Raw genomic sequence first — 16,011 nt, 5'->3', positions numbered from 1 at the left:
AGAACCTCACAACATAAACCGGACAGCTATCCCACCCCGTTCCTTGCGTTCCGGGGGACCAGCGTCCGTCTATGTCGGCGACCGCCGCTTCCGCCGTCCCAGTGGGGCAGCGCCGCGTCGGTGAAGGGCATATATGGAGGGCTTCCCGAACCGTCAAACCCTTTTTGCAATTTTATTTCAGAATTTCTTGGGACTTGGCCGATAGGACGGATTCAGGGCGCATGGACGCCCGGAAAATGGGAATGACAATGGGTTTGCAGGACGCCGACGCGGATGACGCGGCTTTTGGCACAAGGATCAGAAGCGCGATTCTCTGGCGATCGGGAAGCCAGATCGTGGCGCAAATGGTGAGCTGGGTCGTCACGTTGGCCGTGATCCGGCTGCTCGATCCCAGGGATTATGGCCTGTTCGCCATGACCCAGGTGATCTTGAATTTCGCGACCTTTCTCAACGGCTATGGTCTGGTGAGCGCTCTGGTCCAGTCAGAGACGCTGGATCGCCATCGCCTGCGGCAGGCCTTCGGCATCATGCTGTTGCTGAACGGCGGGCTGGCGCTGATGCAGCTCGCCATCGCGCCATGGGCCGCGGACTATTATGACCAGCCCAAGGTCGCCGAACTGCTGCGTGTGCAGGCGCTGCTCTATCTTTCCACGCCCTTCATCTCCATTCCCGAAGCGATCATGGGCCGAGCGATGGATTTCCGGCGGCCTGCGCTGGTGAACCTGATCGCGGCCATGGCGTCGGCGGCGGTGGCGCTCACCGGCGCGCTGTCCGGCTGGGGCGTGTGGACCTTGGTGTTTGCCCCGATCGCTGGCTTCTGGGTCAAGGGCGTGGGCTATATGCTGGCGACCGGCTTCAAGCCGATTCCCAGCTTCGATTTTCGCGGCACCGGCGCGATGGTGGCCTATGGCGCGTCGCTGCTGGGCGGACAGCTTTTCTGGATCGTGCAGAGCCAGGCCGACATCTTCATCGGCGGGCGCGTACTGGAACCGCATCAACTCGGCCTTTACGCCGAAGCGCTGTTCCTGACGCAGATCTTCGTCAGCAAATTCATCCCGCCGCTCAACGACGTGGCTTTCCCCGCCTATGCGCGGATGCAGAAGGATCCGTCGCGAATCGCATGGTCCTTCTGCAAGGCGGTACGCCTGCTGCTGTTGATTTCCTGCCCGGTCTATCTGGGCATGGCAGTGACGGCCGGACCGCTGGTGGAAACGCTGTTCGGCGCCAAGTGGCGCGACATGGCGCCTTTCGTGGCGGTCCTGGCGCTCGCCATGCCGTTCATGACCTTGCAGGTGATGTTCGCTCCCGTCAGCAATGCGCTGGGTCGTCCGGGGACAACGGCGCGCATCGCGGCGGTCGGGGCGCTGCTGATGCCGGCCGCCTTCTTCATCGGGATCCGGTTCGGGGCGATCGGTCTGGCATGGGCCTGGCTTTGCGCCTTTCCGATCCTCACGCTCATCACCGCGCGGCTCGCGGGCGCGCCGATGGGGCTGCGGTTGATCGACCTGATGCGGGCGGCCGCGCCGGGACTGGGATGTTCGCTGTTGATGGCGGGGGCGGTGGTCGCCGTTGACCGGCTCCTGCCCGCGCTCCCCGCGCCCATCCGGCTGGGAATATTGGTGCCGACCGGCGCCCTTGCCTTCGGCGCGGCCTTGATGCTGTGCGCGCGGGGGACGTTGATGGAACTGGTCGCGCTGGTCACAAGGCAGGCGCCGCCGGTCGAAGTGCCCGCCTGAGGCGGATCAGGCGGTCTGGATATAATCGCGCAGAGCCGCCGCTTCCGATTCGATCGAATCGATGCGGAACTTCACGAGATCGCCTATCGACACCAATCCCACCAGCGTGCCGTCGACGACCACCGGCAAATGGCGGATGCGGCGCTTCGTCATCAGCGAAAGACAGTGGATGACAGGCGTCCGATCATCCGTGGTGATCGCCGGCGCGGTCATGATCTCCCCGACCGGGCGTTCCAGCACCGCCGCGCCCTCCTGCGCTACGCGATAGACCAGGTCGCGCTCGGAAAAAATGCCGACGACCGTGCCATCATCCACCACCGGCACGCAGCCGATCCGCCGTTCGGCCAGCCGTTGCACCACAGACAGGACTGTATCGCTCGATTGCACCTGGACGACATCCTGTCCCTTGCGCTTCAGAATCGTCGCGATCGTCATGATCCACCTCCCTGCCTGCCGACTAAATGCCTCGGTCCCTTGATGATCCCACTTTCACACCCCAAAGGAAAGGGATGACGCGCAAACAAGGCCTTGATGATCCAGAGATCGCCAGGATCGCATGGGGACGATACCGGCGGCTCATGGGATGGATGACGCTGGGCGGTGCGCTGTGCGTGGGCGCGGCGCTGCTTTTGCTGCATATGTGGGCCGGTCCCATGCCGATCCACATGATCATCGCGACAGTATTGGGCGTCTGGTTGACGTTCATGCTGGGCACCGGCCTGATGGCCCTGGCGTTTCTGTCCAGCGGAACGGGGCATGACGAACAGGTGATTGACCGGATGAAAGAAGAGGGGCCAACCGATGACTGACGAAAGAGGCGAAGTGGTGTTGCGGGTGGTGCCTCACATCACCGACATCAATGCCAATGGGCATATTTTCGGCGGTTGGGTGCTCAGCCAGATGGACATAGCGGGCGGCATCGTCGCCACGCGAATCGCACAAGGGCCCGTCGCAACGGTAGCGATTGAGAGCATGACCTTCATCGCCCCGATCCTGCTGGGGGATATCGTATCGGTCTATGCCCAGGAGGAAAGGCGGGGGCGGACGTCCGTCGCCATCCGCATCGACGTCATCGCGACGCGGGGACGACAGGGAATGAAGGTCGAACTGACGAGCGGACTGTTCACCTTCGTCGCCCTGGATGGAAATCACCGGCCGCGTCCGCTGCCGGCCTGATCTCCAAGGCTGCACCGGAAGCAAAAGGGGGACAGCGCGACGGCACTGTCCCCCTTTTTGGTCTCATTTCCGCCCGATCAGGCAGGAGCGAGCCTTATTCGGCCGCCTCCGCCGCGGGCCGGGCACGGCGGGTCCGCTTGCGCGGTGTTTCCGCAGCAGGCTCCGCATCATTGTCGGCGCGAGCGATCGAGGGCGGCAAAACCGCCAGATCCAAACCGCCCTGGCCTTCTTCCTTTGCCGCCGCCTTGCGGGGGCGACCGCGACGCGCGCGCGGCGCCTCTGCCTCGGGCTGCGGTTCAGAAGCGGGTTCAGCCGCGCGGAACGGTTCAGGCGCCACTTCCGGCTGCCGCTGTTCCACGCTTTCCTCGAACGGCGCTTCTTCTACCGATGGACGCTCCCGGCGCCGTTCGTTGCGGTCGTTCCGGTCGTTGCGTTCATTGCGATCGCGGCGACCCCGGTCGTTCCGCCCCTCGCGATAATCGCGCTGCTCGTCCCGACGGCGATCGAAATCCTGCCCGCGGTCGCTCGCCTGATCGGCGCGCATATCCTCGCCCGCTTCCTCGCCGACATCGAAATCGTCGAAACCATCGTCGAAATTATCGTCCCGGGGACGGAACCGCTGCTGCTGCTCCTCCTGACGGGCGCGATTGTCGGCCAGCACGCGGAAATAATGGTCGGCAAATTGCAGATAATATTCCGCATTCACCCGATCGCCCGTCATCTGGGCATCGCGCGCCATATTCCTGTATTTTTCAAGAAGCTGGGCCGCATTGCCGCGAGCGCGGTTGTCGATCCGGTTGCCACTGTCACCGCCGCCCCGATTGCCACCGTTGGGCCGGCCATTATTGTTGTTCCGGCCGCGATTCCGGCGACCGGCCTGCCTGTTGTTGATCAAGAGCTGATCCTTGCGTTCACTTTGCCATCATTCACGGAAAAACACTGTTCTGTCGCCATCCTTCAACACGGCCTGGCCATCAGGCCGGATAAGGCTCCGCCAGGCAGGGGCCGAGCGATCGGCCTATGCCCTTGACCTGCCAGAGGCGCTTGCGCAGCAGCGCCATCGTGACTTTGAAGGAGCGGGAAAACGGCCTTTTCTTGTCGCGGCCCCACGGGGCAGATCCTCAGGATAGTGCCGTCCCTAAGCTCCATGTAGTGGCTTCCCGGCCATAAACCAAGCAATTTTCGCTTGTGCCGGCGCAAATCCTTTGCGCGGTCAGGCGGATCGCCCCAGGGTCGCGACCAGGCAGCGGTCATGGCCGGCCAGATCGTGGCGGACCGCAACGCTAAGTCCTTGATCAGCAAGCAGGGCAGAGACGCTGTGCCGCTGATCATAGCCGATCTCGATCGCGGCCATCCCGTCCCGCGCCAGCAGCCGGGGCAGCATCGGCGCGATCCGGCGATAGTCGTCCAGACCCTCCGCGCCCGCGAAAAGCGCGCTTTCAGGTTCATGCAGGACATCGCCCGACAGCGCGACGTCGCGGGCGATATAGGGCGGATTGATGAGGATCAGGTCGAACGGGCCGTCCATTCCCTCCGCCCAGTCACCCTGGCGGAAATCGGCCCGTGGGCTGAGGCCCAGATTGTCGGCATTGCACCTGGCAACCGCCAGCGCAGCGGGAGAAATGTCGATGCCCACGCCGCTTGCCTGCGGCCATTGGCTGAGCGCGGCGAGCAGCAGCGCACCGGAGCCGGTACCGAGATCAAGAATGCGGGCGGGGCTTCGCGCGCCGAAATGCCCGATCGCGGCCTCGATCAGCGTCTCGCTGTCGGGGCGCGGGATGAGGACATCGGGCGTGACGTGCAGGCTGATCGTCCAGAAATCGCGCACCCCGGTGATATAGGCGATCGGTTCGCCGGTCAGCCGCCGCTGGAGCAGCAATTCGAAAGCGGGTGGGACGCTGAGGTCGCGCTGCCGCATCAGCAGTTCGTTGCGATCGATCTCCAGCGCGTGGGCCAGAAGCAGTTCGGCATCGAGCCGCGGGGTGGCGCTGATGGAGGAGAGGCGCTCGGTTGCTTCTCGCAGGGCGGGGGCAGCCCCCATGTTCGTCATTTCCACGATCGCGGGAAAAACGCATGTCGCTTGGCGGAGCGCAGCGTCACGCCACGCCGTCCAACTGGGCGAGACGCGCGGCTTCATCCTCTGCCACCAGGGCGTCGATGACCTCCGACAGGCCCGGTCCTTCCAGGATTTCCGGCAAGCGGTGCAGTGTCAGGTTGATGCGGTGGTCCGTCACCCGTCCCTGCGGGAAATTATAGGTGCGGATGCGTTCGGAACGGTCGCCGGAACCGACCATCGCCTTGCGCGCGCCGGCCTGTTCGCTCTGGGCGCGTTCACGCTCCATCTCGTATAGGCGGGCGCGCAGCACCTGCATCGCCTTCGCCTTGTTCTTGTGCTGGGACCGCTCGTCCTGCTGCGTCACGACGATGCCGGAGGGCAAGTGCGTGATCCGCACTGCGGAATCGGTGGTGTTGACGTGCTGGCCGCCCGCGCCCGATGCGCGATAGATGTCGATCTTGAGGTCACCGTCAGCGATCTGGACGTCGACATCTTCCGGTTCCGGCAGCACGGCGACGGTCGCGGCCGAGGTGTGGATGCGCCCGCCGCTTTCGGTGGCGGGGACGCGCTGGACGCGGTGGACGCCGCTTTCGAATTTCAGCTTGGCGAACACGCCGATGCCGGTGACGCTGGCAACCACTTCCTTGAACCCCCCGACTTCGGAGGCGTTGGCGGAGATCATCTCCATCTTCCAGCCCTGCGCGTCGGCATAGCGCTGATACATGCGGAACAGGTCGCCCGCGAACAGCGCGGCTTCGTCTCCGCCAGTGCCTGCGCGGATTTCCAGCATGGCCGGACGGGCGTCGGCGGCATCCCTGGGCAGAAGCTGGAGCGCAAGGGCACGCTCGGCGTCGGGAAGCTTGCCCTTGATGAGCTGCATCTCCTCCTGCGCCATTTCGCGCATCAGCGGATCGGCGTCCGCATCCTCGCCGCCCGCCATATATTCAAGCGCGCTCAATTCCTGGCGCAGGCGACGGACCTCATGGGCAGCCTTGGCCACCGGCTCGATCTCGGCATATTCCTTGGACAGCCGCACGAACTCTTCCGGTGCGAGGTCGGCACGCGTCATCGACGCCTGCACCTCGTCCCGGCGCGCCTCGATCTGCGCGATGCGTTCGGCGGAGATGTGCATCAGAGCGCCGTCAGCTTCCCTATCAGGGCGTCCAAGGCAACGGCTTCCTGCTCGCCTGTGCCGAGATTGCGTAAAGCCGCCTCGCCCCGCGCCAGTTCATCATCGCCCAGAATCACGGCCCAGGCCGCACCCGATGCATTGGCCCGCTGCATCCGCTTCTTCATATTGCCGCGATAGCCCATGTCGCACGCGACGCCGGCGCGGCGCAGATCCGCAATGATGCCGGTGGCCCTGATCTCCGCGGCTTCGCCCATGGGGATGACCGCGACGGCCGGTCCGGCGATCTCCGGCGCATCCACCAGCATAGCCAGCCGCTCGATCCCCGCCGCCCATCCGACCGCCGGGGTCGAGGGGCCACCGAGATTCTCGATCAGCCCGTCATAGCGCCCGCCGCCCAGCACCGTGCCCTGCGCACCAAGACGATCGGTGATGAATTCAAACGCGGTATGACGGTAATAATCGAGGCCGCGCACCAGCCGGGCATTGCGCTCCCACGCCACGCCTGCCGCGTCGAGGCCCGCCGTCACCTTCTCGAAGAAGCTGCGCGCTTCGTCGGTCAGATAGGCGTCGATGTCCGGCGCGCTGTCCGCCACCGGCCGGTCGCGAGGATCCTTGCTGTCGAGGATGCGCAGCGGATTACGGTGCAGGCGATCGATGCTCTCTTCCGACAATTCGCCGCGATGCGCCTCGAAATGGGCGATCAGCGCGGCGCGCCAGGCTTCACGGCTCGGCCCGTCGCCGAGCGTGTTGAGATTGAGCGTCACGCCTTCCGACACGCCCAGCTCACGCAGCAACTGGTCGGCCAGCACCAGCAGTTCCACGTCCGCGCCCGGCTCGCCTGCGCCGATGATCTCCGCATCAAGCTGGTGGAACTGGCGGAACCGGCCCTTTTGCGGGCGTTCGTAACGGAACAGCGGACCGTGGGTCGCCACTTTAAGCGGCGCATATTGCTGCCAGCCTTCGGTGATATAGGCGCGGGAGATGCCGGCCGTGAATTCGGGGCGCAGCGTGATGCTGTCGCCGCCGCGATCCTCGAACGTGTACATTTCCTTGGAAACGACGTCCGTGCTTTCGCCCAGAGAGCGGGCGAACACCGCCGTCGATTCGAACACGGGCACTTCCACCCGCTGGAAGCCGTAGAGCCTGCGTACCCGGTCGAAGGTCGCGACCACATGGGCGAAACGTTCCTGGAACGCTTCGCTCGTGCCGCCCAGCATGTCCTGCGTGCCGCGCACCGGATTAGGGGTCTTTGGGCGCGGGGTTTCGATCTTGGCCATGGGGCAGCGCCTTTAACGATAAAGACGCATCAAGGAAACGCGCTTTTTTGTCGTAAAATATGTCAAGTAGAGTTGGGGGTGGACGAGAGCGGAATGGCTCGCCATTCTGTTGTTATACGGTCGTTCGACCGAGCGCTTTTTCGGAGATGTTCATGATCCGCAGCCTTGCTGCCGCCCTTTTCCTTTCCACGGCGATCGCAACCCCGCTCATCGCGCAGGATGCGATCCGCTCCAAACCCACGGCGCTGCCGGTCGACAATGCCGCGCCGACGCCCAAAGATGCGCCCTATCCGGGCGGCGCCATCCGGCTGGAGGTCGACGCCACCGACACGGTGCAGCGCATCTTCCGCGTCAAGGAAACCATCCCCGTCGTCCAGGGCGGGCCCATGACGTTGTTGATGCCGCAATGGCTGCCCGGCAATCACGCGCCGCGCGGGCAGATCGAGAAGCTGGACGGCCTCAGCTTCACCGCCGACGGCAAGCCGCTGGCATGGAAGCGCGACCCGCTCAACGTCTTCGGCTTCGTGATCGACGTTCCGCAGGGGACGAAACAGGTCGTCGCCTCCTTCCAGTTCCTTTCCGCCACCCAGCCCAATCAGGGCCGCGTCGTCGTCACGCCCAAGATGCTCAACATTCAGTGGGAGTCGGTGTCGCTCTATCCGGCGGGTTATTATACCCGCCAGATCCCGATCCAGGCGACCGTCACCTATCCCGATGGCTGGCAGGCAGCGACCGCGCTGCGCGGCAGGAAGACCGGATCGACCGTCGCCTATGAGACGATCGATTATGAAGCCTTGCAGGATTCGCCGGTGTTCGCCGGCCTCTATTTCAAGCCCGTCGACCTTGGCCATAATGTGACGCTCAACATCGTCGCGGACGATGCCGACGAGCTGGATGCCAAGCCCGACCAGATCGCCAAGCACAAGAAGCTGGTCGATGAAGCGGGCGCCCTTTTCGGTACCTATCATTTCGACCATTATGACTTCCTGTTCGCCATCACCGACGAAATGGGCGGCATCGGGCTGGAGCATCACCGCTCCTCCGAAAATCAGGTGGAACCGGGCTATTTCAAGAAATGGGGCGATGGCGATGCGCTGCTGGACCGCAACCTGCTGCCGCATGAATTCACCCATAGCTGGGACGGCAAGTTCCGCCGCCCCGACCTGCTGTGGACGCCCGATTTCAACGTGCCGATGCAGGACAATCTGCTCTGGGTCTATGAAGGGCAGACGCAATTCTGGGGCTATGTGCTCGGCGCCCGTTCGGGTCTGTTCAGCAAGCAGGAAACGCTCGACGCCTATGCCCATATCGCGGCCAGGCTGGACACGGCGCGGGGCCGCGAATGGCGGCCGATGGAAGACACCACCCATGACCCCATCATCTCCGCCCGGCGTCCCAAGGGTTGGTCGAGCTGGCAACGGTCGGAGGATTATTACAATGAGGGCCTGATGATCTGGCTGGAGGCGGACGCGATCATCCGCCAGCAGACCAGGGGCGCCAGGGGCCTCGACGATTTCGCCAGGGCTTTTTTCGGCATCAATCCCGGCGACTGGGGGCAGGTCGTCTATAATCGCGGGGATGTGATCAAGACGCTCAACGCGGTCGCGCCCTATGACTGGGCCGGTTTCTTCCAGAAATATGTCGACAGCACCACCAGGGAAACGCCCAAGGGCGGCTTCACCCTGGGCGGTTACAAGCTGGTCTATGGCGACACGCCGGGCGCCATCACGAAGGCGGCCGAAGGGTCGGGCAAGTTCACCGACCAGAGCTTCGGCATCGGCCTGATCGTCAAGAATGACGGGGAGATCAGCAATGTCGTCTGGGACAGCCCGGCCTTCAAGGCAGGCCTTGCCATCGGTTCCAGGATCGTCGCGATCAATGGCGACGAATATTCGGGCGACGTTTTCAAGGCGGCGATCAAGGCCGGAAAGCCGCTGCAGATCATACTTAAGCAGGACAAATATTATCGCACTTTGACCCTCGCATATTCAGGCGGCCTGCGCTATCCGCGCCTCGAAAAGACAGGAGAGGGTGAAGGCAGCCTGGACCGGCTGCTGAAACCGAAAACATAATCACCCGTAGCGCCAACGCGTATCGAAAAAGGCTTGAAGTCCCATGAATATCGAACTGATCCCGGTCGGCGACGATCCGCCCAACAGCCTGAATGTCATCATCGAGGTTCCGGTCGGCGGCGAGCCCGTCAAATATGAGTTCGACAAGGCTTCCGGCGCGCTGTTCGTGGACCGCATCCTGCATACGCCGATGCGCTATCCGGCCAATTACGGCTTCGTGCCGCACACCCTGTCGCCCGACGGCGATCCGCTGGACGCGCTGGTCATCGCCCGCTCGCCCTTCGTGCCCGGCTCGGTCGTGCGCGCCCGTCCCATCGCCGTGCTGAACCTGGAAGATGAAGCCGGCGGTGACGAGAAGCTGGTCTGCGTGCCCGACAACAAGACTTTTCCCTATTACCACAATGTGGGTGAAAAGGACGATCTGCCCGGCATCGTGATGGAGCAGATCGAACATTTCTTCACCCACTACAAGGATCTGGAAAAGCAGAAATGGGTGCGGATCGGCACCTGGGGCGGCGCGGAAGACGCCCGCCGCATCACGCTGGAGGCGATTGAACGCTACAAGGCGGGCAAATAAGCCGACTGGCTGCAGCTTCTGCGAAAAAAGGGCCGCGCGGACATTCCGCGCGGCCCTTTTTCCATATGTCCAGGGGAGGCGGTGATCTCAGGTCAGATGAGCCGATCCGCCTCCAGCGCGGCGGCCACCGAATCACGACCGCGCGGCGTGCGGGCATGAAGCCGCGCATCGGCTTCGGCCAACCGCTCCACGCCCATCGTCAACTGCTCCTCCGGCAGGGTGAAGGGCAGGCGCAGAAAGCGCTCGAATGCCCCGCTCACGCCAAAGCGCGGCCCCGGCGCGACACGCACCCCGTGGCTCTCGGCAATGGCGGCCAGCGCCGTCGCCTCCCCCCGCGGCAGTTCCGCCCATAGCGACAGGCCGCCGGCGGGGGATTCGGCACGCCAATGCGGCAGGTGCCGCTCGATCAGAGCCAGCAGATGGTCCCGGCGTCCGCGCAGCATCGCCGCCCGTGGACCAAGTCCTTCATCACCGTCGATCAAATGCGCGACGGCAAGCTGTTCCACCACCGGGCTGGCCATGTCCATCGTCGTGCGCAGGCGGCCCAGCGCCGCCACGGTCTGAGGATCGGCGCGAATCCACCCGACGCGCAATCCACCCCAGAAGATCTTGCTGGCAGAGCCCAGGGTGATGACCTGCCGTCCCGAAGGATCATGCACGGCGACCGGCGGCGGCGGCATATTGTCCAGGCCCATTGCCGCCATGGTCTCGTCGATGATCAGCGGCATGTGGCTGCGCGTCGCCGCCGCCACCAATGCGCGGCGGGTGGCCGGGTCCATGCTGCGCCCGGTCGGATTGTGGAAATCCGCGATGATATAGGCGAAACGCGGGCTGGTCTGGCGAAAGGCCGCCTCCATCGCGTCGATGTCCCATCCCTGCGCCGGCAGGCCGACCGGCACCGGCACGACATGGGCGCGCTGCAGGGCCTGGATCGCATTATGATAGGTTGGATGGTCGATCACCGCCCGGTCCCCCGGCCCCGCCAGCCAGTGCAGCAGCAGCGAAAGTCCCTGCTGTGCACCATTGGTGACGATGATCTGGTCGGGACTGGTCGGGCATCCGCGCCGCTCATAATAGGCCGCGATCGCCCGGCGCAACGGCGGCAGGCCCAAAGGATCATAGCCCAGTTCGCCCAGAAAGGCGGGCAAGGCCTCCACCGCCAATTGACAGGCGCGACCAACGCCAGGCGCAGCCGGCAGTGCGGCATGGGTCCAGTTCAGTATATCCACACCATCGGTCAGTTCGATCTCCGGCAGGGCCTGTTCCATCCGGCCGGGCGGCAGGCGCGTGACGCTCCCCGATCCCTGCCGGCTTTCAAGGAAGCCCTCGTCGCGGAGCCGGTCGAAGGCGGCGGCAATGGTCGTGCGGCTCAGCCCCAGCGCGGCGGCCAGTTCCCGTTCGCCGGGAAGACGGACGTTCAGGCCGACGCGCCCGTCCAGCACCAGCATCCGCAGCGCCTGCGCCAATTGGCGATAGGCCGGTTCGGCGCTGCCCTCTGCACGCCAGGCACCCAGCAGGCGAAGCAGGGAAGGGGGCCGCAGAAGAGAAGTGGACATGGCAAAGGCTTCCGATCCAGAGAACGAAGAGGCCAGTTATCCGATAATGGCTGTTTTGTAAAAGGCCATTTTGCTCGATGTGAAAAGCCATGATGATGCCGCGCCGCCTTTTCCAGCTTTTCTGGGGCCTCAACCTTTATGGCTTTGCCATGGCCGTGATGCTGCGCGCCAATCTCGGCCTTGATCCCTGGGATGTGCTGCATCAGGGGCTCGCGTCGCGGCTCGGCCTGAGCTTCGGCATGACGGTCAATCTGGTCGGCGCGGCGGTCCTGCTGTTGTGGTGGCCGTTGCGCCAGCGGCCGGGCCTGGGCACCCTCTGCAACATAGCGGTGATCGGGACGGCCGTGGACCTCAGCCTCATGATCCTGCCGACGCCGGACGGCTATGCCATGCGCTGCATCTGGCTGGCGTCGGGGATCGTCCTCAATGGCATTGCGGGTGGCGCCTATATCGGCGCGGGGCTGGGACCGGGACCGCGCGACGGATTGATGACCGGCTTCTGCCGCCGGACGGGATGGCCGGTCAAATGGGTGCGCACCAGCATCGAAATCGGCGTGCTGGCGATCGGATGGCTGATGGGCGGCACGGTTGGGCTCGGGACTTTGCTCTATGCGGCGACGATCGGCTGGATCGTCCACCATGCCCTGCCCTTCTTCACCATCGCGCCGCGGGAAGCGCCCGTCCTCCTCTGAACCCTTTGCCCCCTGACCGGCCGGCACGGAGACCCGCCGGCCGGTCCTTTTATTTCACCTGGGTATCGACAGCGGCACCAGCCGCCATATCTATGGCATCCTATCGGCACGATATGAGGAGAGCCTAGTGGCCACCGATCTATATGATCTGACCGTTCCCGCCTTCATCCGGGGTCTGCGCAACCTGTCCGCGATCCTGGACAAGGCCGCCGCCTATGCCCAGGAAAAGGGAATCGATCCGCTGACCCTGACCAGCGCGAGGCTGATCGAGGACATGGCGCCCCTCACCGCCCAGGTCCAATTCGCCAGCGACAGCGCCAAGGGCGCGATCATCCGCATCGGCCAACTTGACCCGCTGCCCATGCCCGACACCGAACAGAGCTTTGCCGAGTTGCAGCAGCGGATCGCCAAGACGATCGCTTTCCTCGAATCCGTGCCTCGCGAACGCATCGACGGGCAGGAGGATGCGCAGGTCGTGCTCAAGACCCCACGCGGCGATTTCCCCTTCACCGGCCGCAACCATGCGTTGGGCTTTGCGCTACCCAATTTCTATTTTCATGTGACAACCGCCTATGCCCTGCTGCGCCAGGCGGACGTGCCTCTGGGCAAGCTGGACTATCTGGGCGGCATCTAGGCGCAGAACCTCGACGCTCTCTTCCCTAGCCCGCGATCAGCCGGATCGCGGCGCTCGACACCCAGCCGCTGGGGCAGGGGCCGTCATAGGGCTGCTTGCGATCCGCCGGTTCAGCGACGCCGCAATCGATCGGCGCCGTCGCATTGTCGGCCGGGGGTTCGGGAGCCAGCACGATCCCCAGCCACTTCTGGTCGAGGCTGCGGGTGCAGATCCAGGCGCGGCTGCCCTCCGCCATCCGGGCGGTTTCCCGGGCGTCGGCAAAGGGCGCGGCACGCACCGACGCGCCCCTGGCGCCGACGCGCACCGCCTGGCCCATGGCGCCGCAGGCGTCGAGGCGCGGACCGTCCTCTCCGATGGTCACGGGGCGGACGAGATGCGATTCCAGCCGGGTATCGGGCATCTCGTCCCGCGGCGCACCCGCCAGGGAACTGTTGGGCAGTTCCTCCAGCACGTCGCTGCTCTTGGAGCAGGCGGCAAGCATCAGGGCCAGGGCTAGGATCATGCGCATAGGCGCGTGATAGACCTTGCTTCGGGCAGGCGATAGCCGCCATGTTTCGCTTTAGTTTGCTGGACCTTTTCCCTATATGCTCGGCATGAGCGAGGAAATTCAGAACAGCCCCAACAACAACGCCTATGGCGCCGACAGCATCAAGGTCCTGAAAGGTCTGGACGCCGTTCGCAAACGCCCGGGCATGTATATCGGCGACACCGACGACGGCTCGGGCCTGCACCACATGGTGTTCGAGGTCAGCGACAATGCAATAGACGAGGCGCTGGCCGGCCATTGCGACCGCATCCTCATCACGCTCAATCCCGACGGTTCAGTCAGCGTCGAGGATAATGGCCGCGGGATCCCCACCGACATCCACAAGGAAGAGGGCGTGTCGGCGGCAGAGGTGATCATGACCCAGCTCCACGCTGGCGGGAAGTTCGAGAATACCTCGGACGACAATGCCTACAAGGTGTCGGGCGGCCTGCATGGCGTCGGCGTTTCCGTGGTGAACGCGCTCAGCGAATATCTTGACCTCCATATCTGGCGGGACGGCAAGGAGCATTATATGCGCTTTGCCTATGGCGACGCCGTCGCTCCGCTCAAGGTGATCGGCGACGCGCCAGAAGGCAAGAAGGGCACGCGCGTGACCTTCCTTCCCTCGACCGAGAAAGTGCCCGGCGACGGCGGCACCTTCAAGAACCACACCGAATTCGATTTCGAGAAGCTGGAGCATCGCTATCGCGAACTCGCCTTCCTCAATTCGGGCGTGCGGCTGTTCCTGGTCGATGCACGGCATGAGGAGAAGAAAGAGATCGAGCTGTTCTATGAGGGCGGCATCGCGGCCTTCGTAAAGTGGCTGGACCGCAACAAGCAGCCGCTGATGCCCGATCCCATCGCCATTTCGGGCAGCCGCGACGACGTCACCATCGACGTCGCGCTGGAATGGAACGACAGCTATTATGAAAATGTCCTCTGTTTCACGAACAACATTCCGCAGCGGGACGGCGGCACGCACCTTGCCGCGTTCCGCGCGGCGTTGACGCGGACGCTCAACAATTATGCGGACAAATCGGGGCTGCTGAAAAAGGAAAAGGTCTCGCTGACCGGCGAAGACATGCGGGAGGGGCTTACCGCCATCGTGTCGGTGAAGCTGCCGGACCCCAAATTCTCCTCGCAGACCAAGGACAAGCTGGTTTCGTCCGAAGTGCGCCAGCCGCTGGAAAGCCTGATGGCGGACAAGATGGCGGAGTGGCTGGAAGAAAACCCGCAGCATGGCCGCCTGATCGTGCAGAAGGTGATCGACGCCGCCGCCGCGCGCGAAGCCGCGAAGAAGGCGCGTGAACTCACCCGGCGTAAGGGCGTGATGGACATCGCGTCCCTGCCCGGCAAGCTGGCCGACTGTCAGGAGCGCGACCCCGCCAAGTCCGAACTCTTCCTGGTGGAGGGTGACTCGGCCGGCGGTTCGGCCAAGCAGGGACGAAACCGCCATAATCAGGCGATCCTGCCGCTGAAGGGCAAGATCCTGAACGTCGAGCGCGCCCGTTTCGACCGGATGCTGTCGTCCAAGGAGGTGGGCACGCTGATCCAGGCGATGGGCACGGGCATCCGCGATGATTTCAACCTGGAAAAGCTGCGCTACCACAAGATCGTCATCATGACCGACGCCGACGTCGATGGCGCGCACATCCGCACGCTGCTGCTGACCTTCTTCTACCGCCAGATGCCGCAGATCATCGAGGCGGGCCATCTCTATATCGCCCAGCCGCCCCTGTACAAGGCGACGCGGGGCCGGTCGGAGGTCTACCTCAAGAACGAAGCCGCGCTGGAACAGTATCTGGTCGACAATGGCGTTGAATCCATGGCGCTGGAAACGACCGGCGGCATGCGCTCAGGCGAAGACCTGCGCCACCTGATCGAACATGGCCGGCGGATGCGGGCGGTTATGCGTTATGTCCCGCGGCGCTACAATCCCGCAATCATCGAGGCGCTGGCGATCAACGCCGCGCTTGATCCGGAACTCAGCCAGGAGGCGCAGGCCGATCGCCTGGCCAACACCGTCCGCTGGATGGACGCGCAGGACGATGAAGGCAGGTGGAGCGGCCGGATCGCGGAGGAGGGCGGCTTTCATTTCGAGCGGCTGTGGCGCGGCGTCACCGACCACCATATGATCGAGGCAGGCTTCATCGGTTCGGCCGAAGCGCGCAAGCTGCACGCCATCGCGACCGAGGAAGCGGACAGCTATCGCACCGCCAGCCGGCTGGTCACGGCCAAGGCGGCAGCCGCCGCCGAGGATGCTGGAGAGGACGAACTACCGGTCGCGACCAAGGGTTCGACTGCGGTCACCCGACCCAGCGAATTGCTGGAGGCAATCCTCGCCGCCGGGCGCAAGGGACTGGCGATCCAGCGATATAAGGGCCTGGGCGAAATGAATGCGGAACAGCTTTGGGAAACCACGCTGGACCCCGATAATCGCTCCATGCTGCGGGTGGAGGTCGAGCAGGCTGACGTGGCCGACGAAATCTTCACCCGGCTGATGGGCGATGTGGTGGAACCGCGGCGCGAGTTCATCCAGGACAATGCGCTGAACGTCGCCAATCTGGACGTCTGATC

At 64.2% G+C, this 16,011-nt stretch carries 15 protein-coding genes; 8 read left to right on the top strand and 7 right to left on the bottom strand.

Translation table 11 applies throughout. The features are described from left to right. The first annotated feature begins 248 nt into the window (after positions 1 to 248). Positions 249 to 1,736 carry a lipopolysaccharide biosynthesis protein gene (locus MRBLMC3_RS07635; RefSeq protein ID WP_363827274.1) on the top strand — a complete coding sequence of 496 codons (1,488 nt, stop codon included), beginning with the start codon at positions 249 to 251 and terminating at the stop codon, positions 1,734 to 1,736. Between the two features lie 6 nt (positions 1,737 to 1,742). Here MRBLMC3_RS07635 and MRBLMC3_RS07630 read toward each other — a convergent pair whose 3' ends face one another. Continuing rightward, the gene (locus MRBLMC3_RS07630; RefSeq protein WP_133654521.1) at positions 1,743 to 2,171 is read right to left on the bottom strand and encodes a CBS domain-containing protein; all 429 of its coding nucleotides are present in this window, start codon (positions 2,169 to 2,171) and stop codon (positions 1,743 to 1,745) included. A gap of 74 nt (positions 2,172 to 2,245) precedes the next feature. Between MRBLMC3_RS07630 and MRBLMC3_RS07625 the strand changes: the two genes are divergently transcribed. Together MRBLMC3_RS07625 and MRBLMC3_RS07620 are read left to right on the top strand one after the other, a co-directional pair. After that, entirely contained in the window at positions 2,246 to 2,545 is a 300-nt protein-coding gene (locus tag MRBLMC3_RS07625) for a hypothetical protein (RefSeq protein ID WP_363827272.1), read from the top strand. Further along, positions 2,538 to 2,912, top strand: a complete 375-nt coding sequence (locus MRBLMC3_RS07620) for an acyl-CoA thioesterase (RefSeq protein WP_133654519.1) — start codon at positions 2,538 to 2,540, stop codon at positions 2,910 to 2,912. The genes MRBLMC3_RS07625 and MRBLMC3_RS07620 overlap by 8 nt, the downstream gene beginning before the upstream one ends. A 94-nt stretch (positions 2,913 to 3,006) precedes the next feature. Here the strand turns inward: MRBLMC3_RS07620 and MRBLMC3_RS07615 are convergent, their stop codons facing one another. The 4 genes from MRBLMC3_RS07615 to hisS form a co-directional block, all read right to left on the bottom strand. Further along, positions 3,007 to 3,807, bottom strand: a complete 801-nt coding sequence (locus tag MRBLMC3_RS07615) for a DUF4167 domain-containing protein (protein WP_363756444.1) — start codon at positions 3,805 to 3,807, stop codon at positions 3,007 to 3,009. Positions 3,808 to 4,125: 318 nt separating this feature from the next. Then, positions 4,126 to 4,953 (bottom strand): peptide chain release factor N(5)-glutamine methyltransferase, encoded by an 828-nt coding sequence (prmC, locus tag MRBLMC3_RS07610; RefSeq protein ID WP_363827269.1) that lies wholly within the window; start codon positions 4,951 to 4,953, stop codon positions 4,126 to 4,128. 55 nt (positions 4,954 to 5,008) lie between these two features. Then, positions 5,009 to 6,100, bottom strand: a complete 1,092-nt coding sequence (gene prfA, locus MRBLMC3_RS07605; protein ID WP_414714632.1) for a peptide chain release factor 1 — start codon at positions 6,098 to 6,100, stop codon at positions 5,009 to 5,011. Then, entirely contained in the window at positions 6,100 to 7,377 is a 1,278-nt protein-coding gene (hisS, locus tag MRBLMC3_RS07600) for a histidine--tRNA ligase (protein ID WP_363827266.1), read from the bottom strand. Before hisS ends, prfA begins: the two co-directional genes overlap by 1 nt. A 152-nt stretch (positions 7,378 to 7,529) precedes the next feature. Here hisS and MRBLMC3_RS07595 point away from each other — a divergent pair, with 152 nt between their 5' ends. After that, positions 7,530 to 9,449, top strand: a complete 1,920-nt coding sequence (locus MRBLMC3_RS07595; RefSeq protein ID WP_363827263.1) for a M61 family metallopeptidase — start codon at positions 7,530 to 7,532, stop codon at positions 9,447 to 9,449. A gap of 43 nt (positions 9,450 to 9,492) precedes the next feature. Next, positions 9,493 to 10,026, top strand: a complete 534-nt coding sequence (ppa, locus tag MRBLMC3_RS07590) for an inorganic diphosphatase (RefSeq protein WP_363739777.1) — start codon at positions 9,493 to 9,495, stop codon at positions 10,024 to 10,026. A gap of 92 nt (positions 10,027 to 10,118) precedes the next feature. Here the strand turns inward: ppa and MRBLMC3_RS07585 are convergent, their stop codons facing one another. Next, entirely contained in the window at positions 10,119 to 11,582 is a 1,464-nt protein-coding gene (locus tag MRBLMC3_RS07585) for a PLP-dependent aminotransferase family protein (protein ID WP_363756446.1), read from the bottom strand. 89 nt (positions 11,583 to 11,671) lie between these two features. On the opposite strand from MRBLMC3_RS07585, the gene MRBLMC3_RS07580 reads away from it, so the two are divergent. Beyond that, positions 11,672 to 12,274 (top strand): YczE/YyaS/YitT family protein, encoded by a 603-nt coding sequence (locus MRBLMC3_RS07580; RefSeq protein ID WP_363827260.1) that lies wholly within the window; start codon positions 11,672 to 11,674, stop codon positions 12,272 to 12,274. 127 nt (positions 12,275 to 12,401) lie between these two features. Continuing rightward, the gene (locus tag MRBLMC3_RS07575; RefSeq protein WP_363827257.1) at positions 12,402 to 12,908 is read left to right on the top strand and encodes a DUF1993 domain-containing protein; all 507 of its coding nucleotides are present in this window, start codon (positions 12,402 to 12,404) and stop codon (positions 12,906 to 12,908) included. A gap of 25 nt (positions 12,909 to 12,933) precedes the next feature. Here MRBLMC3_RS07575 and MRBLMC3_RS07570 read toward each other — a convergent pair whose 3' ends face one another. Beyond that, a complete protein-coding gene (locus tag MRBLMC3_RS07570) occupies positions 12,934 to 13,416 on the bottom strand; it encodes a hypothetical protein (RefSeq protein ID WP_363739769.1) in 483 nt (160 codons plus the stop codon). An 85-nt stretch (positions 13,417 to 13,501) separates the two neighbouring features. Here MRBLMC3_RS07570 and gyrB point away from each other — a divergent pair, with 85 nt between their 5' ends. Beyond that, complete coding sequence (gyrB, locus tag MRBLMC3_RS07565; protein ID WP_363827254.1) at positions 13,502 to 16,009, top strand: DNA topoisomerase (ATP-hydrolyzing) subunit B; 2,508 nt, start codon at positions 13,502 to 13,504, stop codon at positions 16,007 to 16,009. Positions 16,010 to 16,011: the final 2 nt, after the last annotated feature.

This window comes from Sphingobium sp. LMC3-1-1.1, from assembly GCF_040676285.1.
Classification (GTDB): Bacteria; Pseudomonadota; Alphaproteobacteria; order Sphingomonadales; family Sphingomonadaceae; genus Sphingobium.
Note: the sequence above shows the minus strand (reverse complement) of the source record. Positions and strands in the feature narration are given on the sequence as shown.